The organism is Gloeothece verrucosa PCC 7822, from assembly GCF_000147335.1.
GTDB lineage: Bacteria > Cyanobacteriota > Cyanobacteriia > Cyanobacteriales > Microcystaceae > Gloeothece > Gloeothece verrucosa.
In genome coordinates this window covers 250,683-273,508 of record NC_014502.1, presented here as the reverse complement: position 1 = coordinate 273,508, position 22,826 = coordinate 250,683, and the positions used below count along the sequence as shown (strand labels likewise).

General features: G+C 41.5%; 24 protein-coding genes. 10 read left to right on the top strand and 14 right to left on the bottom strand.

Annotated elements, in window-relative coordinates; translation table 11 throughout:
- Position 1 precedes the first annotated feature (1 nt).
- The 10 genes from CYAN7822_RS33775 to CYAN7822_RS33730 are packed head-to-tail and all read right to left on the bottom strand — an operon-like array spanning position 2 to position 11,833.
- Positions 2-1,903 (bottom strand): type IV secretory system conjugative DNA transfer family protein, encoded by a 1,902-nt coding sequence (locus tag CYAN7822_RS33775; protein WP_013325732.1) that lies wholly within the window; start codon positions 1,901-1,903, stop codon positions 2-4.
- Positions 1,904-2,986: a hypothetical protein gene (locus CYAN7822_RS33770; protein ID WP_013325731.1), complete on the bottom strand. Its 1,083-nt coding sequence runs from the start codon at positions 2,984-2,986 to the stop codon at positions 1,904-1,906.
- Entirely contained in the window at positions 2,986-3,678 is a 693-nt protein-coding gene (locus CYAN7822_RS33765) for a hypothetical protein (RefSeq protein WP_013325730.1), read from the bottom strand. Before CYAN7822_RS33765 ends, CYAN7822_RS33770 begins: the two co-directional genes overlap by 1 nt.
- 3 nt (positions 3,679-3,681) lie before the next feature.
- On the bottom strand, positions 3,682-5,385 hold the full coding sequence (locus tag CYAN7822_RS40030; protein WP_013325729.1) for a TrbI/VirB10 family protein: 1,704 nt from the start codon (positions 5,383-5,385) through the stop codon (positions 3,682-3,684).
- The gene (locus CYAN7822_RS33755) at positions 5,385-6,170 is read right to left on the bottom strand and encodes a hypothetical protein (protein ID WP_013325728.1); all 786 of its coding nucleotides are present in this window, start codon (positions 6,168-6,170) and stop codon (positions 5,385-5,387) included. The genes CYAN7822_RS40030 and CYAN7822_RS33755 overlap by 1 nt, the downstream gene beginning before the upstream one ends.
- A gap of 23 nt (positions 6,171-6,193) precedes the next feature.
- Complete coding sequence (locus CYAN7822_RS33750; protein ID WP_013325727.1) at positions 6,194-7,399, bottom strand: hypothetical protein; 1,206 nt, start codon at positions 7,397-7,399, stop codon at positions 6,194-6,196.
- A gap of 43 nt (positions 7,400-7,442) precedes the next feature.
- Positions 7,443-8,156 (bottom strand): hypothetical protein, encoded by a 714-nt coding sequence (locus CYAN7822_RS33745; RefSeq protein ID WP_013325726.1) that lies wholly within the window; start codon positions 8,154-8,156, stop codon positions 7,443-7,445.
- Between the two features lie 26 nt (positions 8,157-8,182).
- Positions 8,183-10,903 (bottom strand): hypothetical protein, encoded by a 2,721-nt coding sequence (locus CYAN7822_RS33740; RefSeq protein WP_013325725.1) that lies wholly within the window; start codon positions 10,901-10,903, stop codon positions 8,183-8,185.
- Entirely contained in the window at positions 10,896-11,195 is a 300-nt protein-coding gene (locus CYAN7822_RS33735; RefSeq protein ID WP_013325724.1) for a hypothetical protein, read from the bottom strand. Before CYAN7822_RS33735 ends, CYAN7822_RS33740 begins: the two co-directional genes overlap by 8 nt.
- A gap of 23 nt (positions 11,196-11,218) precedes the next feature.
- Positions 11,219-11,833 carry a hypothetical protein gene (locus CYAN7822_RS33730; protein ID WP_013325723.1) on the bottom strand — a complete coding sequence of 205 codons (615 nt, stop codon included), beginning with the start codon at positions 11,831-11,833 and terminating at the stop codon, positions 11,219-11,221.
- Positions 11,834-12,162: 329 nt separating this feature from the next.
- Here CYAN7822_RS33730 and CYAN7822_RS33725 point away from each other — a divergent pair, with 329 nt between their 5' ends.
- Together CYAN7822_RS33725 and CYAN7822_RS33720 are read left to right on the top strand one after the other, a co-directional pair.
- Positions 12,163-12,399, top strand: coding sequence for a hypothetical protein (locus CYAN7822_RS33725; RefSeq protein ID WP_013325722.1), 237 nt, complete (start codon positions 12,163-12,165; stop codon positions 12,397-12,399).
- 253 nt (positions 12,400-12,652) lie between these two features.
- Positions 12,653-13,267 carry a response regulator transcription factor gene (locus CYAN7822_RS33720; protein ID WP_013325721.1) on the top strand — a complete coding sequence of 205 codons (615 nt, stop codon included), beginning with the start codon at positions 12,653-12,655 and terminating at the stop codon, positions 13,265-13,267.
- A gap of 151 nt (positions 13,268-13,418) precedes the next feature.
- Here CYAN7822_RS33720 and CYAN7822_RS33715 read toward each other — a convergent pair whose 3' ends face one another.
- The 3 genes from CYAN7822_RS33715 to CYAN7822_RS33705 form a co-directional block, all read right to left on the bottom strand.
- Complete coding sequence (locus CYAN7822_RS33715) at positions 13,419-13,823, bottom strand: hypothetical protein (protein WP_013325720.1); 405 nt, start codon at positions 13,821-13,823, stop codon at positions 13,419-13,421.
- A 67-nt stretch (positions 13,824-13,890) separates the two neighbouring features.
- Positions 13,891-14,769, bottom strand: coding sequence for a relaxase/mobilization nuclease domain-containing protein (locus CYAN7822_RS33710; protein WP_013325719.1), 879 nt, complete (start codon positions 14,767-14,769; stop codon positions 13,891-13,893).
- Complete coding sequence (locus CYAN7822_RS33705; RefSeq protein WP_013325718.1) at positions 14,750-15,103, bottom strand: MobC family plasmid mobilization relaxosome protein; 354 nt, start codon at positions 15,101-15,103, stop codon at positions 14,750-14,752. Before CYAN7822_RS33705 ends, CYAN7822_RS33710 begins: the two co-directional genes overlap by 20 nt.
- Before the next feature lie 772 nt (positions 15,104-15,875).
- Between CYAN7822_RS33705 and CYAN7822_RS33700 the strand changes: the two genes are divergently transcribed.
- From CYAN7822_RS33700 to CYAN7822_RS33665, 7 genes are all read left to right on the top strand, one after another.
- The gene (locus CYAN7822_RS33700; RefSeq protein WP_013325717.1) at positions 15,876-16,994 is read left to right on the top strand and encodes a ParM/StbA family protein; all 1,119 of its coding nucleotides are present in this window, start codon (positions 15,876-15,878) and stop codon (positions 16,992-16,994) included.
- 25 nt (positions 16,995-17,019) lie between these two features.
- Complete coding sequence (locus CYAN7822_RS33695) at positions 17,020-17,454, top strand: hypothetical protein (protein WP_041934405.1); 435 nt, start codon at positions 17,020-17,022, stop codon at positions 17,452-17,454.
- On the top strand, positions 17,432-18,052 hold the full coding sequence (locus tag CYAN7822_RS33690; RefSeq protein ID WP_013325715.1) for a hypothetical protein: 621 nt from the start codon (positions 17,432-17,434) through the stop codon (positions 18,050-18,052). Before CYAN7822_RS33695 ends, CYAN7822_RS33690 begins: the two co-directional genes overlap by 23 nt.
- A gap of 10 nt (positions 18,053-18,062) precedes the next feature.
- Complete coding sequence (locus tag CYAN7822_RS33685; RefSeq protein WP_013325714.1) at positions 18,063-19,223, top strand: hypothetical protein; 1,161 nt, start codon at positions 18,063-18,065, stop codon at positions 19,221-19,223.
- Between the two features lie 9 nt (positions 19,224-19,232).
- Positions 19,233-19,952 carry a DUF6753 family protein gene (locus tag CYAN7822_RS33680; RefSeq protein ID WP_013325713.1) on the top strand — a complete coding sequence of 240 codons (720 nt, stop codon included), beginning with the start codon at positions 19,233-19,235 and terminating at the stop codon, positions 19,950-19,952.
- Positions 19,953-20,344: 392 nt separating this feature from the next.
- A complete protein-coding gene (locus tag CYAN7822_RS33670) occupies positions 20,345-20,731 on the top strand; it encodes a hypothetical protein (RefSeq protein WP_013325711.1) in 387 nt (128 codons plus the stop codon).
- Between the two features lie 103 nt (positions 20,732-20,834).
- Entirely contained in the window at positions 20,835-21,068 is a 234-nt protein-coding gene (locus tag CYAN7822_RS33665; protein WP_013325710.1) for a hypothetical protein, read from the top strand.
- 140 nt (positions 21,069-21,208) lie between these two features.
- Here the strand turns inward: CYAN7822_RS33665 and CYAN7822_RS33660 are convergent, their stop codons facing one another.
- Positions 21,209-21,541, bottom strand: a complete 333-nt coding sequence (locus CYAN7822_RS33660; RefSeq protein WP_013325709.1) for a hypothetical protein — start codon at positions 21,539-21,541, stop codon at positions 21,209-21,211.
- A gap of 226 nt (positions 21,542-21,767) precedes the next feature.
- Here CYAN7822_RS33660 and CYAN7822_RS33655 point away from each other — a divergent pair, with 226 nt between their 5' ends.
- Complete coding sequence (locus tag CYAN7822_RS33655) at positions 21,768-22,721, top strand: DUF308 domain-containing protein (RefSeq protein WP_013325708.1); 954 nt, start codon at positions 21,768-21,770, stop codon at positions 22,719-22,721.
- The last annotated feature ends 105 nt before the right edge of the window (positions 22,722-22,826 follow it).

Sequence of the window (22,826 nt, the reverse complement as noted above, 5' to 3'; positions counted from 1 at the left end):
TTTAACAAGTGATATCGTGGATAGAATTAATGTTGCTATCTGATGATTGACTGTTGGTTGTAGGAACAGTCGCTGATAATTGTTGTTGATTTCTTTTTGGATTTTGTTGTTGGCCTCGGACGTTATTATGAGAATTCTCTGGCGGCAGAGGAAATAGTTCATCAACTAAAGCTAATCGTTCCTCAAACTGAGATCGCCGCATCTCATCAGTAACGTGATTAGCTCTAGTTTCTCTGAGATACTTAAGGATGAAGGGCCAACGACTCTCTGACCATTCCATCTCCGCCCTTTCACATCGGGCAACATGAATTTTTTGTAGGATCGGCACATAATTATCGCCACCCCTGCGGTAAGCAGGATTAATAACTATAGCCTTACCAGTGGGCAATTTAAGGAACTGCGCGGGTTCAAACAAGGGACGTTTCTGACGATTATCGGAAGTAGAACGGCTACCACCCCCCCCATGTTTGCCGGTATTTTTTGAGCGGCTTTTTGAATCAAACTTAACCTCAACCTCTCCCAAGAATTCGGAAAAATATTTGGCTGACTCAACGTCTTGGGGATTAAATAAATATTTGGTGGCCGTGCCGCCAAAAATGATTCTAGCCAGTTCTTTGCCGTATATTCTCTCTAGCTGACCCAGATTTTGAGCGCCGATTACACCGCAGAAACCGTCCTCACGAGCCTCATTGAACCAATTTTGAAGCTGAGGGAGGTAAATTGTCGGCAATTCATCCAAGAACACGCACAGAGGGTCGCGTCGAGGTTCAACACGGCTAACATTCTGAGACACTACCATGTGTAAGGTAGCCGCTAGTAATGGACCGACAATATCGCGGTTGTTCCTATCTAAGCCAAAGATAACCAGGGTTTTACCATCCAAGTCCAGGGGTAATGTTGACTCACCACAGAACGAACCGATGAAGTCTTTCTTGAGGAATTTTTGAAACGTCCGTTGTGCAGTACCGACGATAGACGACTCAGTTTCGGGTGAGCCGCTAACACTGATAACCTGCGCTAGTGGGCGCATCGTCCAGATGGGGAATAATGATTGCTGTTGAGCGTATAATAACCGCTTACCTAGTTCGGGCAACGATAAGATCGCCGAAGCGGTCATCAAATCAGCATATTCTTTACCTTTAAATGCGGCAACGGCTTTAGCGAGTAAGAAAATCCCCTCAACCAACGTAGCACCCGCATCCTCGAAAAATTTATCACCCGATGCGTGACCATTACTGATATCACAATTTTTGGTGATAGTTTGTGCCAACTGTCCGGCAGCTACAGCATCCTCAGCATCCTTTAAGAAGTCTAAAATATTACAAGAATCCGATTCAGGGAATCCCGGGGCAAAAATCCTGATTTTATAGCCTCTTTTGAGCGCATAAGCCACAGCCCGACAAGTTTGTGCAGGGTACTTGAAATCATAGATAATGGTGGGAAATCCTTGGTCTAGTGCAGATCTAATGAGAGGGTCTATTACTGAAAACGTTTTCCCCGTTCCTGCGCCCCCTAAAACCGAAATACCTCTTTGAATATCGGGAACATAAAAGGTATTAGGGGATGGCTTTCTCTTTAAAAATTGCTTTCGATTATCGAGAACCCATTGTTGTTGTAACTTTAAAAGAACCTCGTCCGGCATTCCCAAGTATAATGCAGCCGAGTTCCTTTTAGGATTTTCTATCTGCAAAGCGGCACGGCGCGCGGCAAAACGTTTCTCTTTACCACTACCCCAATAGCTAGTAGCAAGCTTACCCTTTTTATTACTATCATCAAGCAATGAGAGTAATCCGAATGCGGCAACCGACCCCAGTAAAGCTAATCCTGACGGGGTGTTGAGGAAATTAGTTATGGATGAAGTTGGTATAGGGGGGGTGCTTGATTGACCGATATAATAAGACATCTACAAACCAACGAAGATAGAATCACCAGTAGAAAGAGTTTGAAACGGTATGGGGCCTATAAAATAGGGTGTTGCCCCACACCAAACCTTTTTTCTAAAAAACAACACAGTATCGACCTTATCTGTGGATTCATCAACATTCCAGACGACTACCTTAAATGAGTTGCCATAGGGGTGTCTGCCGGTGGGTTCATCACCACCGTTGACCGATTTCAAGCAGCCGTTACCGCCGCTTACTTTTTGCTCCTTGCCGCTTATCCACTGCCCTCCAGCAACTACAGGATTAGCGGCTAATTCTATGTGGGCACAGTTTTTGGTACAGTTTTTGTTAAAACCTGATTGATAGCTACCAGAAACACTGCGGTTAGTGGGATGTTCCGATTTACCCAACACTAAGTCAACAACAGCAAATCCTTCATCCATGTTAAGGAAATTAAGGGGAAACTCAACCAAAGCAGGAACCTCATTAACCTTCAAACTTTGCCAATTACTGAACTGAAGGAAAGGAGTATTAGTTAAGCCAGGAATTGACAATAAATTGTATAAGGATAAGTCAAAGTTCTTAAAGGAAAGCTGATTTAACTCTGGGTATTGTTTGACTAAATCTTTAAGAAGAGTATTCTGTACCTTATTGATTTTATATCCTTTGGACTTCAAAAGATTTTGAAAAAGGGGAATAGCCTTCAAGGGATAATTGCCTAATCCTTTAACATTATTTAACACTTGCCCTAAATTCGCTTTAAAGAAATAGCCAAACTGGTCAAGAGAATAATTTTCTGGAGAGCTATTAATTGAAGTAATGATCTTATTTAAAGTCAAAGAACCGAAGCCTAAATCTTCCAAAGTTAAGAACGTCTCTAATCGCTGACCAGATGGGAGGGTAAATTTTTTGCCATCAGGTAAAATGAATGAAACTCCCTCATTAAGGGGTGGTAAAGATTCAAATGTAACGGGTGGATATTCATCAGACATTCCAGGCTTAATCATTAGCATCATGAAACTAAGCACCCAAAATAATCCCCATCCTAGTCCCCAAAAATAGGGGAGTTTGAGTTGGCGGAGCCAAAGGGGTTTGATTAGCATTATTGTCCTAACTCCTGTAAACGAGCGACTACTTTTTCTGAAAGACCGGACTTACTGGCTGCATCTTCCACAGATAAACCAAGAGATAAGTAGGTGAGAAAATTGTGGACTTCTTTATCTAAGGGAGAACCTTCAGTTAAGAATTTTTGTTGTTTGGCTACTAATACTCCCTGTCGAAATATTTGAAGTATTTGGTGATTGTTGACGGTGACCGATTCATCATTTTCCACCGCCGTAATTTCAAAGACTAAATAGCTAGGCTTAGTAGATTTAACAATCTTAAAAAGATAAACGCTTCCCTTCCCCTCAGTTGATTGAGTAATAACGGTTAGCAAGCTTCTTGGCGATGGGGGAAGTCCTGGTATTTTTAAATCGTTTATCCTCTTGAGGTGGAGAACTTTAATATCACCTTTTTGTTGTTGACAATTATCCTGTAAACCCTGGAGACAGCCATCAGCAAATAATACAACAAATGAGGGATTATCTAACCATGCTTGTTTGATAGATTCAGAAGATGATAGAAAGCTTATGGTAACTCCATGACCATTGGATAGATATATCGTCTCCGGCTCCCTTTGTCGGGTTTGTCCATCAGAATTACCAAAAGGGAGGAGTCGGACAATATTAGTCTGCGATAAGACAGGTAAAGCAAATAATCCCACAACTAAGCCGCTTAATACAAATGACTTCATCGTTTATAACTCCAGTGATTTGTTAACGATAATTTGTACCTTTGTTCCTTGCTTGAGATACCAAAGTCTTTCCCTTCCCTCCAAATCGTCAATTTCTTTTTTGTTACGTTCGAGCAACTGTTCGCTTAAAGGTTTGAATCCGCCTTCAAGGACAGCACCCATCAAGTTAGGGTCATTGTAAGTAGAAGAACTTTCAAAGCTACCATACCCACTGCTAGTTGATGTGGAAGAGGGACGGTTGACAATTTCCCCGACTTTCCCCAATGCACCGACGACGAACCCAATTGCATCCTGTCTAGCTAACTCTCCCCCGGCACCATTCCTTAATTTGGCAATCAACGGTTTACCTCCAGATGCCCTCAACCCAAATACATTTGGCGCTAACTCTATTTCTTGACCATTAATTCGTATAGCGACAGGGTTTCCTTGGACCATACCGCTATCATGTACTCCTTTAACTTCAAAAACGATTTCGGTGCCGGGTGGGAGAACTTCAACCCCGTTGCGATCTCGTACCGGTTCGGTAATGGTGACCACGAAAGGCTCGGACTGCTGAGTCCCCTGCGCCCAGACAATCGATGTAGCAATTTCTCCGGGTATTTTTGTTCCCACAGGGATGAGGCGGCCCGATTGTACTGAGTCTCCCAATAATTGCATCTCTTCTGTATCCCCCGTAGATGAGGTTAGGATAACAGGCGTTTTATCATTACTTATTGATCCATTATCAGCCTCATTACTAGATGACATATCCAAGACTTTACCCTGTGAATCATCCTCAGATGGTTCGGTATTTTGTGCATTAAAAGGTACGGATGCGGCGCTATAAGAACCGAGTAGGGCTAATTGTTGCCATTGTTTGATAGGATCAATCGAATTAGTAGCCGCAGGCAATGCACGTAAATTAGAGCTATGACTCAATGTAGTTGAGTTACCTATTGATTGTTGTCTTATCGGTATTGAGAAATTATTGGGTTGTAATTTGATGCGCCTTTGAGGTACCCGACTAACATAGCCTCCAGGGGCATAACTTATTTTTCCTCTATAAAGTGTGTTAGAAGGAGGAATAGTTCTAGTTGTAGATGTAGGTAATGGTGTATCAGTGGCTCTTGCTTCCAGTTGTACAGTTGATGGATTATTAGCCGCTCTGACTGGGGTGCGGAACTCGTTCCGCACTGGATGTGGAAGAGGTTCATTAGAATGATATTTATCGGCAGCTTCTCTCATTTGTTTTAGTTGTTGTGATTGTGACGATAATGCCGCCTCAGCCTTATAGATGGCGATTTGCTCCTCGGGGGTGGGGGTTTTTGTCTTTTTTTTAGATTGAGCGTCCGCTTGTTGAGGAGATGTCCCCTTTTCTGAACGAAAAGATGGGGCATTTGACAGAAATAATCCAATAAAGATTACACCGCATCCACAAATTAGGGCTATTAACCCAAGTTTCATGTAAGGGTTTTTGGAGATAGAAGGTAACTTTTTTGTTTTGGCTTTTTGTTGATTTTCTCCGGTTTCTTGTTCAACAGATAAGGTTGATTCTTCTTCAAAATTGGGGAAAAATTGTTCTTGTTGTGAGTCATTTTCTATTCCTATTAAACTGTTAACTTTTTCGCAAGTCCAACCCGATAAGCAAGGGGTTAATTCATCATTATCTGTCTCCACTTCATCTGTTGAACTCTTTTGGATGGAGGGATTATCTATTGTATTGACCATTATTGAAGCTCCTGCTGTTTAAAATCTGTAATCGCATAAATCTCTAACCCCCCTTGGCGCATATTAATCACTTGTTGGGCTAGGGATAATGAAAGATTATCAGGGGGTAAAAAGCTGTAATTAGGAGGAACGACAGCCCTTACGTAAATTTCTTTATTAAAGGGCAGGAATTCGCCCATCTTCTCTCCATTCTTAATCATCATCAGATTGGAAAGGATGACCACTTTCCATTTACCCGGTGCGACTAACTGAGGCGAAGAGATGTAAACGGGGATAAAAGCCATCTGAGTATCTGAAGTAAACACAGATTTTGGGACTAACTCGGCTAATAATTTCAGAAATTCCTCCCGAAAATGCAATTCAAAAGCGAAACTCGCTTCCCAGGCGGCTGTCGTAATCTTGCGCTCAGAAGGTTGGCCGGGGATTTTAATAGAAACGCCTGCATCTTTCTGATAATTTCCTTGTGCTTTTGGGTCAGTTGTCGGAAGAGTTCCCGTCCAAGTGAATGTTAAAGATAGAATATCTCGAACAAATTTCTGGATAGATTCATCGGTTCTATCGTTGTTGCCTATTCCCTTAACCGTTATCGATTCGCCGTTAGATAATTGAACTAAAGTGGGAGGGGGTTTGGTGGCTAACTTGAGATAATTAAAAAACAGGATAACCTGAAAGAATACGTTTAACAAAACACCTCCTAAGCAAATTAGAACTAAGGAGCCATAAGAATCTCTTAGACTTAAATTATCCGAAACTTTTTTGAATTTTCCACTAATTCCTAATGACATTGATTTCACTCCTTCTATTAGATTTATCTGCCGGGGGGTAAGGTATTTTGAGGAGTAACATTAATGGTACGCTCGGGTAATGAACCAGTACGTACAGAACGGTTTTTTGACATTGGCATTACGGTAACACTAGGTCGTGATGATCTTCGACGTTCAAGGCTTGAGGCGGCATTCCTACCCCAAGACATGGCATTTCTCACCATTCCCATGCCTGTTGCTCCAGATTTTGAAGCCCCGGTCATTATTGCACCCCCCATCTTCGCGCCCGCCATACCCCCCACCGCACCGGTTATGGTTGCTAAACTACTAAAGGTGGCCATTCCCCCACCTGCGGCTAGAGCAACTGCTAATATAGGACTCATCACCCCAACCGCGATACTGAAGATGAGTTTGTTGGTAGACGGAGAACTCGTTTGCAGTACGGCGATTAAAGCAATTAATATATTGAAGCAAAGTTTGCACAAGCCCACAGAGTAGAATGCTATTAACCAAGCATATAGACTTTTTTGGGCAACGGGTAATAAGGTTCCCCCTACCGCTAACGGTCCCAACAACCCCGTCAATACCCACGTCACCTCGACTATCCATTGGAAAGCTATAGAACAAGCCAGCATCCAGCCGATGACGATAGTTTCTAATTCCGAAGCTATGATTGCTCCCAAATCTTCGATCCAATTACTATCAGGAGTCGAGGGTAATTGCTGGTTCGCCATTTGTTGGGCTGTCTCTTTAATGGCATCAATACACTGTTGTTTGAGTACGGGGTCGGATATGGGGGCACATTTTTGTTGAATTTGTTGGCTTGTCCATATATCTAAAGAAATCTCCCCACTGGCCTGTGCATATGCGTAACTTAATTGAGCGTTAGTTTTTGTCAATACTTGTTGATTAATTCCGTTTAAGATATTTCTGTACTGTATTGTCGCTTCGCCCAACCAAGAACCCCCATTCCCCAGTAACGCCACGACGATAAATAACCAGACTATACGTTCGTAAGGAGGCAAGGCTAATTCATCAGCTAATAACTCCTTGACTAAGAATAAAATCGTGATAGCTATGGTAAAAACGGCAATAAATGCGCCAAAATCCGCCAATATATGATATATATCGCTAGTCAATAGGTCTATCCACAGTTTGTCCATCGCTTTTGACACAAGTTCCTGGGCCTGTTGCGCCTCTTTTAGGAATTCTTGTGGTGTGATTTCTGTCGATTGCATCAGGATAAACATGACTGCATACCTCAAGTCAATTAATAATGGTTAAATTGGCAACTTATTTGGGGGAATAATCCAAACCTGCCGAAGCAAATCCCCCGATTTGTAATAATGAGTTAGCCGCCCCCGCCGAATTGGCTTGTTGCCTGAGATTCTGGCTATCTATGCTAGAAGAGATATTGGCGAGATTCAAATTGGCCATATCCTGTTTAGTGCTTGCATCTACCGTCTGTGAAGTCAGTACAGCCAGAGATGAAGCGATCTGAGCATTCTGTAGAGCCATATCTTTCAGCACTTCCTGGGTAACAGTGCGGCTTTGTGCGTCCTGCCCCGATGAGATCGCCTGTTGTGTTGTCGCCTCAACAAAATTTAACTTGTCTATGAGTTCCTGTTGACCCTCTTTACTTAAAGTCTCCTGTGCTAGGGCGCGAGTTGCTTCTCTATCCTCATTGTTAGCGGCTAAGGGGCCTTGCTCGATAATACCTCCATCTGTGGAGAATGTTTCTTCGATAAAGTTACGGATATCTTGGGGGTCAGGTAATCCCAATTCTCCGATGATGTTTTCATCTAAATTAATGTTTAATTGGGATTGTAACCAAGCTTCCATTCTCTGTTCAAATCCATTAGCCACTGCTAACCACTCGGATTTAATATCAATAAACTGCCCGATGAGATCTTCTAAGATGTTATCGGATGCGATCACACTACGAACCTGAAAAGCTAGAAGTCCTACGGCACTGATGAATCCTATGAAAATTCCTTTTTTGCTCATTGATAATGCTCCGTTATAAAATAAATTTAGGAGGCGGGTTGGTAAAGTTTTGATAATTCATAGATGGCTCTAACTTCATCGCCGCTATATTGAGTGAAAATTTTGCGTCTTAATTCGGATTCTTTGGGATTATTGGCGATCAACCCCATCAATTCCGGAGCCGCATAATGTCGCACACGAGCTAAAAATCCCTGATCATCTAGCAGCCAATTAGAATACCAATGGTAAGAATTGGGTTTAAATCCTTCCAAGGCATTATCAGCAATCAACCAGTCTGGGTAACGAAAAACGTCGCAGTAATCGGTGATCGATTGGGATTCAATACGCCCTATCAATCTCGTTGTCATGTTGGCGAGGATCTTGTCGGCACCGGCGGACTTGGCTATTGACAAGGGTTCCTGGGAATTGAGAATGACCCTTATTCCCGACTTGGCACCATTGGCACATAAACGCCCAACATTTAAGCTAATCGGGTCAAACTCAAATAAAATCGGGGCTTCATCGAGGAAAAAGATACTTTCACTAAAAGTTAGAGAGCGGCGTAAAGCCCCTAGATACGCCAGAGAAGCAATAACAGCAGCATCAAGGTTAGATTTAAGATTCCGCAGTGCGATGACTAACATCTGGGTATCACTATTAAAAGTGGTAGGTTTACTGAGAATTTCCCCCAATCGACTTTTTAACCATTCATCGAGCTTCAATTTGCAGAATTTTAACGCTTTAACGGTCGAAGTGTCGGGGTCTATCAATTTCAAACGTTCCAAGGAAAGAAACTGCTTGAAATCGATAAGTGTGGGCATCTGTTGCCATTCAATTGACCCAAAACCTTTACGGAAGGCAATGGCAAATCTATTCTTAATGTCGTCGTTGTTGTAAAATTCCTCTAGAGCCAGAGTTAGAAGGGATTTGACGCTATCGGGATTAATATCGAAATATTGATTGTCAATCCCGAGAATCATCATTTTCAGGATCTCTTGTAGAGATTCCTTAAAATCGGCAAGTTTCTCTTTTTTCACCTTTGGCGATGCTCCCCGTAAATTGGGGGGTTCTAGGGCGTTAATACCCTCCTCTAAATCCCCAGTATCAACGTATTTGCAAAAAGAGGGTAACTGCTTGCAGAGGTCGTTAAAGGTACCGGTACCATCGGCTCTAGGGAAATCAAGGGCCGTGATGGGCAAACCTTTTACTATTCCCATTGTTAGCATATCGGCAACGAGGGCCGATTTGCCCGAACGGGTACGTCCGAAAATCATTAGATTGCGATGTTGATCGTAAATATCAAGATAGATAGGAGTACCCCCTTCACTTGCTATAAGCTCGAATCCTCGTCTATCTAAGGAATAATTACATACCAGTGGCAACTGCCCGGGAATTTCAGTTGATAGATAGTTCTGGCGGCGATTGAAAGGAGATGATAGCATTCTCCGCCAGATTAAAGTGGGGAATGTTTCGAGCCAGATAGACCAGGCGTACTCCGTCTCGCGCACCACCCAACCCTGCTGTTGGAATAGAGAACAGAAATCGTCACAGGCTCGATTTAATTCTTTTGTATTATCACGGTGGATGAGGAAGACAATTGATGCCCATATTGGCTTGGCTCCTTCGTATAAGGCGGCTTCAGCCTCAATTGTCTTGTTTATCCTCAGTTCTGCGCCTACATCGGTGTGGTTTTTCGTTGCTGCTTGTGTCGCCGCTACCTGTGCCTGTTTGGTGAGAGAGTTCATCTTATCTTTTAACAGGCGCTCGTTACCACTTTGTAGTTGTACGAAAATCTCGGTATCCCAAACGTTGGGTTTGCTCATCACCTCCCAGACTGACTTTAGCTGTGCAATACCATCAATCCACCCATCCGGTTTATCGGCCCATAAACACACACCTGTATATTTTCCGTTATTTTTTACGCAATCTCGACAAGCGAAGGGTACCTCCTTGTTAAGTAACAACGACAGTGGATGTATCCTGCTGTTTATCTCTTCATTGAACTCCTCCTTCTCCACGATGACTTTTTGAGATAATGACCGAGGTGCAGACTTATTAAAGCGTCCCCAATCAATCTCCCATAACTCCTCTACCGACAGGGGTCTAACCTCTAAGTACATCTGCTCTGACAGCAGGTTAAGGAATCTGGCGAACCCCCTATGATAAGCGTCGAGTAATATTTGTTGGACGGCTGTGGTTTTGAGTTCACGCTCTGCACCGGTGAACTTGTGCCACCCCTTCTCTAAAGCGATGAGAATGTTGTCAAAAAAGTCTGTATTGCTTCTGTTAACTCCCTCCTCTACTGTATAGGTATAATAAATCCTTAAAAAGTTGCGCTTACGGATACCCGAGACGGTTAACTGCCTTACCCGTTTCCTTGCCCCCCCGAGCAATAGTTGTAAAACGGGTGAATCAGTTTTCCTTTGCAGTTCGGCTAATTCTTGCTGACGAGGATTATCGTCAACGAAGATGCCGAAGTGGAAAGTCAGTGTTTCTCCTTTGGGTAAATCCTTAATTCCGGAACTTATACGGGATAAGAAACCGAGTAATTGTTCGGGTTCACCAACCGGTGAAATCCCGCATACATCAACACCACCCACGATTTTGTAACTTTCCTTATTTTTCTTCTTCTGCACAGCAGCGCCTACATTTTTACCTCCTTCTCGATACTCAACGTAAGTAAGCAAGTCAAAATTGTCCTCAAACGGCTTGAGTTTTTCTTTTTTCCCTCCTGGTAATCTAATAGTTTTGGTTCCGATTTTAGTCATGGTCAAATAGCAGTGGAGTATAGGTGGTAATGGCGCGAGTCCATAAGGGTGCATTCAAAAGACGGGAGAAGAACCGATGATATCCGTTGGCGGTAAGTAACCAGAATGTCCCAATACCCCAAGCGGCTATTAATATCGTCCAAATCCATGACAGTTGTAATAACTGTTTACCGATGTAGTAGGAAACACCAGCAATAATCATCCAACTTACTGCCTGATCTCCCGGCATAAATAGGATAGAAGGCGTTTTGTCTAAGGTTTTATTTACCCTAATGAAATCGCTGTCATTCATCTTCGTGAGTTCCTTATTTCAACTTAAATTAGTTGAACGGCAAAATCTCCGGCGGTAACCGCGAATAGCACGATCAATGGGGTTTTTGCCGCCTGCTTCCAATCTTCATCTTCCCGTGCCGCCTGAATCACTTTAGCGATGGACCAAGCGATATAAAGAAGCATAAGAATTTGCAGAACCGCAAAGCCAAAATTCAAAATCGGAACCGCACCGGAAGCATTGGCATTTGTATTTAAAAAATCTGTCGCTTTTTGCTTAATGTTGTTGAAGAAAAAGCCGTTAATGCCACCATTATTGGCCGTTTGTGCGAAAGTCGGTAGGGCTAATTTATCCAGAAAAAGGATTAAAAACGATAGCAACCAAACGACGGGGATAAATCCGTATTTATCTAACGTCTTTTGTAAAAGAGCTATGCGTCGGGTGGGGTGATCGCCAATGTAAACGGCAAACAGTGCCAATAGCACCCAAATGCTAAACCCCAATAATCCTATTGCTCCTACCGTTCCTGAGCGAATTAATGAGCCGCCTATATTGAGAATCAAGGCACACCAAGAAAGGAGGAACCATTCTTTGAGGGATATCTGTTTAATCTTTTCAGTAATCCCTCTTCGTGGTTTTGTTTTAACTGATAGCGTCATCTGCAACTCCTCAAAAATTCCATAGCAATAAAGATACTTTTTGTTTTTTAAGAGCGGTAGGTACTTTTGGTAAGGTGTCGACATTAAGTTTTGTTAATAAATAAAAGTTAAAAAAAACTATCTGAAATGCTTATCTAAACTGGATGGGAAAAAATTCAAAAAAAGCCATTAAAAAAAAATAAAGGGAGTTTTGACGAGAAATAAAGGGTTTCAGGCTTCAGAGGGGAGGGGTACTTTTGATAGGGGGGGAAAATCTTAATTTTCTTTTTGGATTTTATTTAGCTTCATATATGGTAGTATTAGCAGCTATTAAAAATTGAGTTTGAACAATGAACAAACACAAGGAAGAAATTGATAGAATCGACTCTTTTTTACAATGGAGCATCTTTGGAGTCTGCTTGTTTTTAGCAGTGGGAATATTGCTGGCAGGTGGGCTAACATCATCTGTTATAATCTTGAGCTTGCTTTTAGGGGCCCAAGCTATAATTATTTGTCCCCTATTTGGGTTTCCTGTTTGGAGCAAAATTGGTTTTAGTATTTTTACTTATTTAATGATTTTTGCTTAAATTTCTAACTGTTGGCAGATTTTCTTCGGTCTTATTTTTAGTTGAGTGGCGGCAAAACTTTTGAGTTTACTGATAATTGGCCCGGTTCCCTTATCGCTGTTCGGCTTTTCCTCGATTTCTTTTTCTCTCTTTGTATTAGTTTCTAGTTCTTTTAAGTTTTTTAAAATTTATTACTAAATACAGATGTTTTTGTGCTTTGTCTTAGATAGTCTCTAAAATTATTTAAATAAGATAAAACCCTTAAGTAAAAGAAATGGATCTCCTCATTGAAACACAAAATGTCCCCAATTTCCGGTCTCAGTGGAGTTTAATCATTTTCTCGAACAATTTCTGCTTAAAACGAGGAATTCAAGAGATTTTAAGCACATCGAATAAATATAAAATAATTTCAATTATTTCATCAGTCGATCAAATCTGTCCCACTTTAGAAAAAGTTAAACCCGATTTTTTTCTGATTTCCCATCCAGAACAAACAACAATCGCATCTTGGATTAAGGAAGTTTATCCATCAGTATTTGTCCTGACGTGGGATAGCACCAATGGTGGCGATGCTTGTATATTTTCCTCATTACCATTAATTCAACAATTAGACAAGATAGTTCTCTCTCAATCTGTAGGTGAGCTACCTGTTAGCATACGAAGATTAGATATATATTATGAACTGGTCAAAAAAACTTTCATTTCTTCCCAAGAACAAAAGATGTTGCATTATTTGTCTTACGGATACAGTTATACCGAGATTGCTGAAGCTCTTGACATTTCCCTAAATACTTTAAAAAATTATATGACCGATTTAAGGGAAAAATTAAATGCTAAAGATAAAACTCATTTAGTGGTCATAGCGTTAAGAACTGGATTAGTGGTTTGAAATTTTTCGAGTAGAAATAGAGGTTAAACTTAGATCTTATCCCATTATGCACAAGTCCTTAAAAACCTAATTTTTAAGGATAAAACCCGATAAAATTCGTTAGAGTTTAGGGAAAAGTCGGATTTTTAACACCCGACTTTTATCCCTTAGCTCAAAAGTGTAAGGGAATTCCTGCCGGCTTCTTTAAAAATGTGTTGAGTTGATTTTGCAGTCCTTCCTGAGCCAAGTAAGTTAATAAGTTGATGGCTTGAATATTTCGCTTTTCAGCCAAGTATGAAGTTAAGACTAACCAGTCTTTATAAGATATTGTTTGGAGATTTTTAACGGATTTATTAGCGGAGAAAATGTTACAGGTTTCAATTTGTCCGGAAAAGCCCTTATTCTTTAGCCGCTTAGTTTTCCCGGGCGGGAATGTTCTCCACCATTCAAGGCTTTTCCCTAAAATCTTTAAAGCGGCTTCTAAATCCACAAGAAAATTTTCGCCTTGAGCAATAATTTCTAGCTCTTGATTATTGATGATTTTTACGGTTAAGGTGTTGGGAGTGGAATTTAGCATGAGTTAATCTCCTCACTACAAAAATTTCGGAAAATTTATTGAATCGAGTTAAAATCCAAAAATCAATTCACCTTCTTAAGGTTCGAGTAGGGCGTGGCTTTTGAAGGATTTCATGAGTTTCTTGTTCATTTTCTTTTTGAGAAAGTTTGAGCGACTCAATAAGGGCAAGATCTGAAAAAGGATTAAAGGTTAACTGATGTGTTCGTTGGCTTTTATAGGTTAGCCCGGGGAGTGTGTAGTCTTTTCCCAATTGAGTGCCGCTAAACTTGAATTTCCCAATTTGGTAACGTACACCCTGTACTGTATTGGTACGCTTAGTTTTTCGGATTTCGAGTTTAATGCCCTGTTCAAGTAGCATTTTAGCCAGTTCAATCAAAGAATAACAATGGGGATAAATGCTGTCAATTGTGGTTTTTAAGAGATAATGAGCGCGTTGCTCATGTTTTTCTTCAGGATGATAATCATTTAACTTTGCCCCTTCGGTTTCTCTAAATTTATATCGTTTCGGTTGGGGGGGTTTAAGACCATATTTCTCCTCTAAATGCCGTACAGCCTTCTGCCCTTGCAAATAATCCCAAGAGTCCCTCACACAAGTGCCATTTGTTCTGACTCTAGCGGCTACAATATGGATGTGATCGTGATTCTTTTCATTGTGTTGGACGACGAGATACGGGACGTTGGTGAACTTCTGATGCCTCATGAAATCCGATGCTATAGCCTTCCACGAAGCCGGGTCGAGTTTCTCCCCTTCGGCCAGAGAAAGCATAGCGTGATAGACTGGCCGTCTAACCCTTGGATTACGTTGGCAGTATGAATCGAATTGTGTTGCCAGTTCAGCCGGAGATGTAATTCCCACGTTAGTGTCGATGATAACGCGACCCGTTCTCCCCAGAACGTAAGCCAGACAGCCATAGAAATTGGTTCCCTTAATCTGTTTTGCTATCATGGATCAGTTGAGAGCGAACTTGATTGATTTGAGTTGACAAATTGGCGATCTGTTCTTTAAGGTCAAATAAAAACTCGTAAGGGATAGAAGTATTAACTTTTTGATGATAATTGAGGACTTTGGCGATTTGATTGATGTTATTGCTGATTCTTCCCAGTTTGAGATAAGTCCTAAGATTGACATCAGGAATTTCCAGAATCGAAAAGTTTCTGTAAATAACAGAACGGAATATGGCACTCAATGACATCCCTAAACCCAACGCCATTCGGTCAGCTTTAGCTTTTTCCTGTTTGGTTAAGCGAAGTTGAAATTTTTCGTCTCGAAGTTCTGTCATGATGTTAAAACTCTTTAATTAGTTCTTGATTGTGGTTATTAGGAAATGAAACTATTGCCCCAAAGTGCGGAGATACGAGCAATTACACTTATTCTTGTCAGAATCGAGGGGAAGAAGGGTTCTTTTAACCAATGATCAATGAAAAGTCTAACCCTCGACTATCTGGCTGTACAAGATAGTAAGAGTGTTATTGGGAATTTTGAGTAAATACTATTGAGTGTCTATCAATAGTCGGGTGGTGATCTGTCAGAATTGATAGATGGGTTGATAAAAATTGTCTGATGGTGGTGTCGATTTAAATATCTTGCCATAGCACATTAACTATGGCAAGACCTTGGACAAATTATTTTTCAGTGAATTGTTGAGCGAAGGATACTAATTTATTTTTAGTTGTCCGGGATCTAGTTTGATAAACCTTAAGAAAAGATAAACTCGTAGATGCCTTTAATTGGGGGTGCAGGGGGTGTCCCCCTGCCAAGCCTGCCGTCTTAGGAGAAGGAGCGATCGCCAATTTGTCATGACATAGGCATGGCTTGCTAAGTTGTATTGTTGAGTGCTACATTCTGTAGTTATCCCGTGATGGTTGAGTTCGCTCTTTGAGCTATTTCCGAGCCAAAATCGCTTTTGGGTCATGTGGTATATATGGAGAATACATCGAGACGACTTTTTTGGGCTAAAAACCTGGAGAGGTAATGGCCGGAATCAATGTCCGAAACGACGTATTTACGTGTTTCGGAAAAGTCAAAAATCAGTGTTTTTTGAGGATGTCAATATGACGGGTAAAAAAAAGTCGGGAACTTCTTCCCGGCAAAGCTTGATAATGGCAATAGACGGCGGAGGATCTTCTACGAAGATCATCGGCGGATTGAATTTCGTCCTTAGATCGGTTATTGCGATGGAGCCGGAGATGATTCAAGTTCCTCGTGAGTTGTTAAGTGAGTACGACGCGGGGGTATTACCGAAGGATTGCGCCTGGGTGGGACTGGGCGGAAAATATTTGGCAGTGGGATACCTGGCCAGATGTCAGGCGACGGTTACGCCAATGCTGTCACAGCCGAAGATGTCCCTGGCCATTCCCAAGATAGCGGCAGCCGTGTGGGTACTCAAAGAAATGTTCAATCTTCCCTCACAGTTGAGATTGTCGCTGGCGACGGTGTTACCGCCGGGCGAGTACAAAGATAAAGACAATTTGGAAAGTGCCTTGAAGGAAGCGTTGAAAGTTTTTGAAACGCCCACTGGGAAGATGAGGGTAAATTTGGTCGAATTTGATTGCAAGCCGGAGGGGGGCGGCTTGTTCATGTACCATAAGGCCAAGCGGGGTAAAGAGAACATATATAATACCAATGTGGCCGTAGTGATGCTCGGCTATCGCAATATCAGCACATTGGTCTTCAATCGGGGTAAGAAAGGCGAATATCTAACAACCGACCTCGGCTTTGCCAAATTCATACGGGGTGTCATCAAAGAGACGGCAGGGTACAACGATCAATCTCTAACTCCGGCGCTCGCGCTGTACGGAGACGGGAGAAGCGATGAACCCCTAACTAAAGTGCTGCGATATCGAGATAAAGCCGATAAAGAAGATGAATTGATCCGACTCAAGAAAGCGATCGTTGCGGTTCGTCGGCAATACGAGATCCAAGTGGCGAACTGGTTAACGGATGTATTGCCCCCCGATGTGGGTGAGGTGCTGTTGTGTGGGGGAACGGCAGATTATCTCAAAAAGATGTTATTTGAATTGTTCAGTGACAAGGATATTTACTTACACGCCAAGCTTACCATGCCCGATGATATTCAAGAATGGGGAATGGGAAACAGATGGGCAGATATCTGGTGTATCTGGGATTATTTCTGCGGTGTCGTTCCTTCGACCCCATCTGTTGTCGCTTAAGAAGAAGTGAGATGGTGTCGGAGCGATGGATGAGCTTTCAAAAACACGGAGACGGGAGACGATGGAATTGCGAATACAGCGCGAGAGGAGCAGTCCCGATTATGAGTTGCTCAGATTCGTCAAGGATTATCCCCTGGCGACCACTAAAGAAATGGTGATCGAGGCGCTGAGGGCATTCTGGTTACCCCTCGCCTGTCAAAAATCGGGAAGGTACGACCGAGAACAGATAAGGGAACTGGGAAGGCAAGCCATTTCTTGTTTACAGGGGCAAATTGAGCATCTTATAAAGGTATTAGAGCTATCAGACCTTAAAGACAACCGAAAGAGCGATCTCGCTTCATTAACTCGAGCCGGAGCCGCAACTCAGTTATCTTTAAACTCTTCGGTACCCCTGCCACCCACACAATCATTTAATAGGACGAATACGGGAACCGATTATGACACCGACCAATTCGATTAATACGTTATTCCGACAGGGGGACCCGATAGAGTTATCGATAACGTTAACCGGGAAAGTGGGGCAACCTAATGGCGATTTACTCAAATTTATTCGGACTAATCCTTACGTTAGCGAATCTAACTTAATTTGGGATGCGGTTCGTGCTTTCTGGTTAGTTAAAGCCTTGAGAGAAGCAAGTCATTATACACAGTCCGAATTGATTGGTTACAAAACTAAATGTTTAAGACGTTTGATCAAACAGGAGATTTTAATGAGCGCCGAATCCGGAGTTGAAGAGAAACTTTTAGAACAGGTAATTCAAAAGGAAAGGGACAAAGTCAATAAACGGGCATCTGAATCGATAATTACCCTCACGTTCAAGGACGATAAAAAAGATGAAAGGCATCTAATAGGTTTCTTCAAAAAAAATAATCTCCTGTGGGGAAAGGGACGGCAATTGATTGCTCTTTCGATCAGGGCGTTCTGGCTACCTCTGGCTTGTGAGAGCAGCGACCAATATACCCCCGAAGAATTAAATTATCTGGCTCGTGCGTCCTACTTCGAGCTAAAGAACCAGATGAATCTGATCAAAGAAAAATTCAACATCAAAGATAACTAATGGAGGAAATATGAATCAATTACATTTCATCATCGGAGAGAAGGGTGGCGTTGGAAAATCAATGTGGTGCATGGCACTACTCGAATATTTAATCTTGACGATGGTTAAATATATATTCTATGATGCTGATCGCACCTCGCCAGATGTGGGGTTGGTCTTTGAACCCGAAAAATATGACGAGATAATTGCCCATGCCGGTAGGGCTAAAGGAGTCTCGACTCCCACAGGGCAAACGCAAGACTTGAAGAAGCCTACAACGGGGGATTATAATTATGCGGCTGACAATGTCGCCGTAGCAACACTTGAACCCAATATGAGCGAATCGCCCCCTGGTATTCTGGCTCATATATATTTCAGTGAAGATGAAGAGGATGTCTTTAAGGTTGACCGTATATTGGAGGAGGCTGTATCGGGAAATCTAGTGGTCGTCAATTTGCCGGCCCAGGTTGAGGTGATCATTACCCGATGGCTAAAACAGAGGGATATTTTAGAATCCTTAGAAGGTGATTCCTCAACAAAAATGTACTTCTGGTTTGTCACAGATGGAACCATTGAATCTTTGGATTTACTGGAACATTCAATTAATACCTTCACCAAACCGATCTCTCATATCCTCGTCTGTAACTTGGGATTGAATAAACGAGCCAGAGAGGGTCTAGCCCTTCATGGGGTCGCCAAACGGATCAAGGAATTAAAGATCCCCGTCATCGATATGCCTGAGTTGATTTTCTCTAAGCCGGAGATGCGTTGTTTTAAGGAGAGTCGCCTTAGATTAGCCGAGCTTGCCGACAGGACTAAAAGGCATCCTCAGTTCGCCCTTCTTGACCGAATTCTGGTCAAACAACGGGCTAAAACTTTTTTGGATAAGTGCTTTGATGCTATTTCTAGCACAGAAGTGTTCGCTCCTATTTTAGCAATGATGGAACTTGAGAAGGAAAAAGCCGCCTCCGCTAAGAAGCACAGGAGAACAAAAAACAAAGCTCTCCCCGATACGGTTGCAGAATCTAGCACAATTCCCGATGTACATTCTGCCAATGAAGTTAATGGTCATACGGTAACCGAGTCTAATAAGGAGAATGGAATACGCTCCCTTTTGGTGAGTGCTGAACCCGTCCCTCTCTCAGCACAGCAGTTGATGGAGGAGGTAAAAATTAGCAACGACGATTTTTAGGGAGGAACGATGACAGCGATAGCAATCAAACCGAACACCTTTCCCACTGATGAGCAATTCGAGGAGTTGTGGGAGGAACTAGATGGCGAAACTAAAAGTCTTTTGGTCCAGGTGCTTGATGATAAGGATACAATATTCAGGGCTAAAGTATTAAATCTTGTCGTCAAACATGGACTTAATGCCAATGACCCATTATTCCTGGTGTTGATAGCCGTTGGCTCTTTGCAAGTGATGCTCGAAGAAGCACCAGCCGCATTAGAACTAACCATCGAGGACATGAGGAAACACCAACAGAAAACCTCAGTTGATGCGGTAGCTTCTACTCAAAAATTGATAGCGGCTTCGGTGAAAGAGTTAATAGGGAAGACCGAAGCATTGCAGTTGAAACGCCCGTCGAAGGTACTGATACCGGGGCTTGCTCTATTCGCGGCGGTATTCGGTTTCGGTTTTATTAGTGGAATAGGAGCTACAGTGAGCGTAAATCAATTGGCTTCGTCAGGAGTGAAAATCGCAACCCTTGATGAAGCGATAACACTAGCCTGGGCACAGTCAAAGGACGGTAAATTCGCCCGTCAACTCTACGAGTGGAATAAGGCTTATCTCGATAGCGGGCGCTGCATGGCCGAGATGGACAAGTTGGGAGTCAAATTATCCCTAGGCGGAAGTCAAATAAAATCAGGATTCTGCGCTTTATGGGTTGTTCCACCCGGACAAAGAAAATATCAATAGGAGTTAAGGAATTTTCATGATCGATCAGTTGCCAAATCTAGATATTTGGCTATCCCGCAATTTTCCCTCTTATGCCTTAGACCAATTATTGACCCCTTCAATTTTTACTTTAATAATTTTGATTATTGTAATAATTGTCAATAATAATTGGGATTTTCAAGTCAAAAATTATCACTCCCCCAACTTGGGCGAAATTTTTCTTCTGTTTGGACTTGGGGTGATCGGAGTTTTTTTAATTAATTTTAGGTGGGGTGGCTAGTCTGGGTTTTAGTTAGAGCCAAACTTTAACCCAATTAATTCTCACGCTTTTTTCAACTTTCTCAAAATTATTTCCTAGCTTTTTATTGAATGGCTTTGAAAAAAACCAAAAACTTGAAATGAGGACATATAAAATGGAAAAACCCGAAATCGAATTAACGGATTCTCTACTTGATAGATCAATTCGTCCATTTAATTACGACGAATTACCTTGGTATTCCCAATTGTTATTGAGAATTTTATTCGTCATGTTCATGGATCAACTTGCAAAGAACCTTGAAAGGGAGATAAAAAATGAAAAAAAAAAATTAAAAGAGCCAATAAGGCCGACCTCAATTAATAAAAAAGGCTTAGTTATCCTTTCGCAGAGGAATTGGATATTACAAGCTCTGTTGATTAGTTCACTATTTATTATCCCTCATGGTTTGACAGTTTTGTCTCCTTCAACCTTTAAGGTTTATTGGAAACCTAATTACAAGGTTTGGGATTGGAATATTGGAGATAATAAACCGTCTAATTGATTTAATAAAATCTTGTAGGGGTTAGGCTGCACCAGCCCTTACAAGAATTAAAAGAGAAAAGAGTTGATTTTAAATTTTTTCAAGAACAATGGGATTTTGAGTGATGATTTCAAAATTACTGATATTTTCTTTGGCGACTCTAGTCATTCTAATTTTGCTCAAGTGGTTAGTGGGAAGACTAAAATATTTTTATCAACAATATCTTATAAAGACTGTTGAAGACGAAGATATTTTAATTTATTTTTGGGCAGCAGTAGGGGTTATAAGCTGTTACAGTTTACTGAATTTTGGGGTTTATAAAATTATTTTAATCGTTGGTGATCAAATTAGCTATTGACACTCAGGCGTAAAAAAAAAGGCTTCCTGACTAATTGTTTATACTAAATTGGGCACCTCAGAGAGTGCCCTCTTCTAGATTCAAGTTAATTTGTAAAAATCCGGCTGCCTTGAGCCTTTGGCTATATTCAGGCAATATTATTAGCTGCCACTATCTTCTAGTGACTGACGATTATTTTGACGTTCTGTACGGTCATTTTGTCGGTCTAGTTGACGGTTATCTTGACGTTCTGTACGGTCATTTTGCCGGTCTAGTTGACGGTTATCTTGACGTTCTGTACGGTCATTTTGTCGGTCTAGTTGACGATTATTTCGGCGTTCTGTACGATCATTTTGTTTTTCTAACGGATTGTTTTGGAATTGTGAATAGTCGGTTTGAGCTTTGACAAGCTTGGGACTTAATGAAAAAGTTAGAATTGGGAAAAGCACCAACGCGACTAAAGATTTGATTGTGGGGTTTAACAGGTTTTTCATAAGTTTTAAGTGCTGAGTTTTAAGGATAGTTTAATCATCAACATTTGGGCGAAAAAATTTATCTGCCCTAATATAGATTTTGAAAATTTTTTTTTTAGATGACTTCAAGATGACTTGCTTAAGTTTAATCAAGTAAAATTTTTACAGATAATTACTTTTAAAAAAAAAGATTTTGCCTTACCCCGTTGTACTAATTCCCAAATCGATCACACTCTTCCATTCATCAATGAAAGTGCGATTACCCACATACTCGTTGCCACAACGACAACAATTAATCCAATTACCTCGCTGCACTCAATCACCTTGGTTGTGGGGCGGCGTTGGAGCATTAATAGGATTCCTTGCTTTCATTTTAATCAAGGCTCAATGGAATCCGAGCAGCTTGTTTTTGGTGATGTTTGGGATAATAGGGGTGATATTGGGACTGTGGGCATTAAAGAAGTGGTTGAAACAATATTATAGAGAGCTTGAGTTTGATTACTCCTTAAAAATGGAGAAATGGCAGAAAACTCAGAGGTTGATGCAACGGTATCACCAACGTAAGAGTTGGGTTAACCCCAAACTACGAGCCGCACAATTAAGGGAGTTGCTACAGGGTAAGGTTTTACAGCCAACGGGAAAGTCCCTTGCTCAACAGGGGGTCAGCGAGAAATACTTCTTTGAGATATTAAAGGGATATTTTAAGGATTTGGTGAGCTATGGGGGTGAGTTTCCTATTCCAGGCAGTCAGTTGAAATACAGTCACGACATTGTGTATATTGATCCTACTACAGGGTTACATATCGATATAGAAATTGATGAACCCTACGAGGGAAAAAGTAAGCGACCCCATCATTGCATCGATGACGAGAAGGATAAACGTAGAAATCAGTATTTTTTAGAAAACAACTGGATAATTATTCGCTTCGCCGAGGAGCAAGTGGTTCGCCATCCCCATTCTTGCTGTAAGTTAATAGCCCAAACTCTTGTTGATCTTACTGCTAAATTGGCTTACTTGAAGGGCTTCTCCGATATTGATGAGTTGCCTAAAATCGAGTGTTGGACGGTTACGGATGCCCGTCGGATGGCAGCATGGAAACTGAGGGAGATATATCTCGAAGAGATGGGGGTTTATAAGCAAATGTCTGATCAATCGGGCAAAAAAAAGAAAAAGCGATGGAACAATAAGAAGAAGGGCTAGGGTAGCGATCGCTTGTTATTTTCAAAATAAAAAGAAGTTGTAAAAGAAAAATAAAGTCGATAAATAGAGAAATTTATTAACTTTATTTTTCTAGATTGGGTTTGA

What these genes read in the sequence shown, in the direction of transcription:
- CYAN7822_RS33775 (WP_013325732.1), bottom strand. Translation starts at nt 1,903, where the DNA reads ATGTCTTATTATATCGGTCAATCAAGCACCCCCCCTATACCAACTTCA.
- CYAN7822_RS33770 (WP_013325731.1), bottom strand. Translation starts at nt 2,986, where the DNA reads ATGCTAATCAAACCCCTTTGGCTCCGCCAACTCAAACTCCCCTATTTT.
- CYAN7822_RS33765 (WP_013325730.1), bottom strand. Translation starts at nt 3,678, where the DNA reads ATGAAGTCATTTGTATTAAGCGGCTTAGTTGTGGGATTATTTGCTTTA.
- CYAN7822_RS40030 (WP_013325729.1), bottom strand. Translation starts at nt 5,385, where the DNA reads ATGGTCAATACAATAGATAATCCCTCCATCCAAAAGAGTTCAACAGAT.
- CYAN7822_RS33755 (WP_013325728.1), bottom strand. Translation starts at nt 6,170, where the DNA reads ATGTCATTAGGAATTAGTGGAAAATTCAAAAAAGTTTCGGATAATTTA.
- CYAN7822_RS33750 (WP_013325727.1), bottom strand. Translation starts at nt 7,399, where the DNA reads ATGTTTATCCTGATGCAATCGACAGAAATCACACCACAAGAATTCCTA.
- CYAN7822_RS33745 (WP_013325726.1), bottom strand. Translation starts at nt 8,156, where the DNA reads ATGAGCAAAAAAGGAATTTTCATAGGATTCATCAGTGCCGTAGGACTT.
- CYAN7822_RS33740 (WP_013325725.1), bottom strand. Translation starts at nt 10,903, where the DNA reads ATGACTAAAATCGGAACCAAAACTATTAGATTACCAGGAGGGAAAAAA.
- CYAN7822_RS33735 (WP_013325724.1), bottom strand. Translation starts at nt 11,195, where the DNA reads ATGAATGACAGCGATTTCATTAGGGTAAATAAAACCTTAGACAAAACG.
- CYAN7822_RS33730 (WP_013325723.1), bottom strand. Translation starts at nt 11,833, where the DNA reads ATGACGCTATCAGTTAAAACAAAACCACGAAGAGGGATTACTGAAAAG.
- CYAN7822_RS33725 (WP_013325722.1), top strand. Translation starts at nt 12,163, where the DNA reads ATGAACAAACACAAGGAAGAAATTGATAGAATCGACTCTTTTTTACAA.
- CYAN7822_RS33720 (WP_013325721.1), top strand. Translation starts at nt 12,653, where the DNA reads ATGGATCTCCTCATTGAAACACAAAATGTCCCCAATTTCCGGTCTCAG.
- CYAN7822_RS33715 (WP_013325720.1), bottom strand. Translation starts at nt 13,823, where the DNA reads ATGCTAAATTCCACTCCCAACACCTTAACCGTAAAAATCATCAATAAT.
- CYAN7822_RS33710 (WP_013325719.1), bottom strand. Translation starts at nt 14,769, where the DNA reads ATGATAGCAAAACAGATTAAGGGAACCAATTTCTATGGCTGTCTGGCT.
- CYAN7822_RS33705 (WP_013325718.1), bottom strand. Translation starts at nt 15,103, where the DNA reads ATGACAGAACTTCGAGACGAAAAATTTCAACTTCGCTTAACCAAACAG.
- CYAN7822_RS33700 (WP_013325717.1), top strand. Translation starts at nt 15,876, where the DNA reads ATGACGGGTAAAAAAAAGTCGGGAACTTCTTCCCGGCAAAGCTTGATA.
- CYAN7822_RS33695 (WP_041934405.1), top strand. Translation starts at nt 17,020, where the DNA reads ATGGATGAGCTTTCAAAAACACGGAGACGGGAGACGATGGAATTGCGA.
- CYAN7822_RS33690 (WP_013325715.1), top strand. Translation starts at nt 17,432, where the DNA reads ATGACACCGACCAATTCGATTAATACGTTATTCCGACAGGGGGACCCG.
- CYAN7822_RS33685 (WP_013325714.1), top strand. Translation starts at nt 18,063, where the DNA reads ATGAATCAATTACATTTCATCATCGGAGAGAAGGGTGGCGTTGGAAAA.
- CYAN7822_RS33680 (WP_013325713.1), top strand. Translation starts at nt 19,233, where the DNA reads ATGACAGCGATAGCAATCAAACCGAACACCTTTCCCACTGATGAGCAA.
- CYAN7822_RS33670 (WP_013325711.1), top strand. Translation starts at nt 20,345, where the DNA reads ATGGAAAAACCCGAAATCGAATTAACGGATTCTCTACTTGATAGATCA.
- CYAN7822_RS33665 (WP_013325710.1), top strand. Translation starts at nt 20,835, where the DNA reads ATGATTTCAAAATTACTGATATTTTCTTTGGCGACTCTAGTCATTCTA.
- CYAN7822_RS33660 (WP_013325709.1), bottom strand. Translation starts at nt 21,541, where the DNA reads ATGAAAAACCTGTTAAACCCCACAATCAAATCTTTAGTCGCGTTGGTG.
- CYAN7822_RS33655 (WP_013325708.1), top strand. Translation starts at nt 21,768, where the DNA reads ATGAAAGTGCGATTACCCACATACTCGTTGCCACAACGACAACAATTA.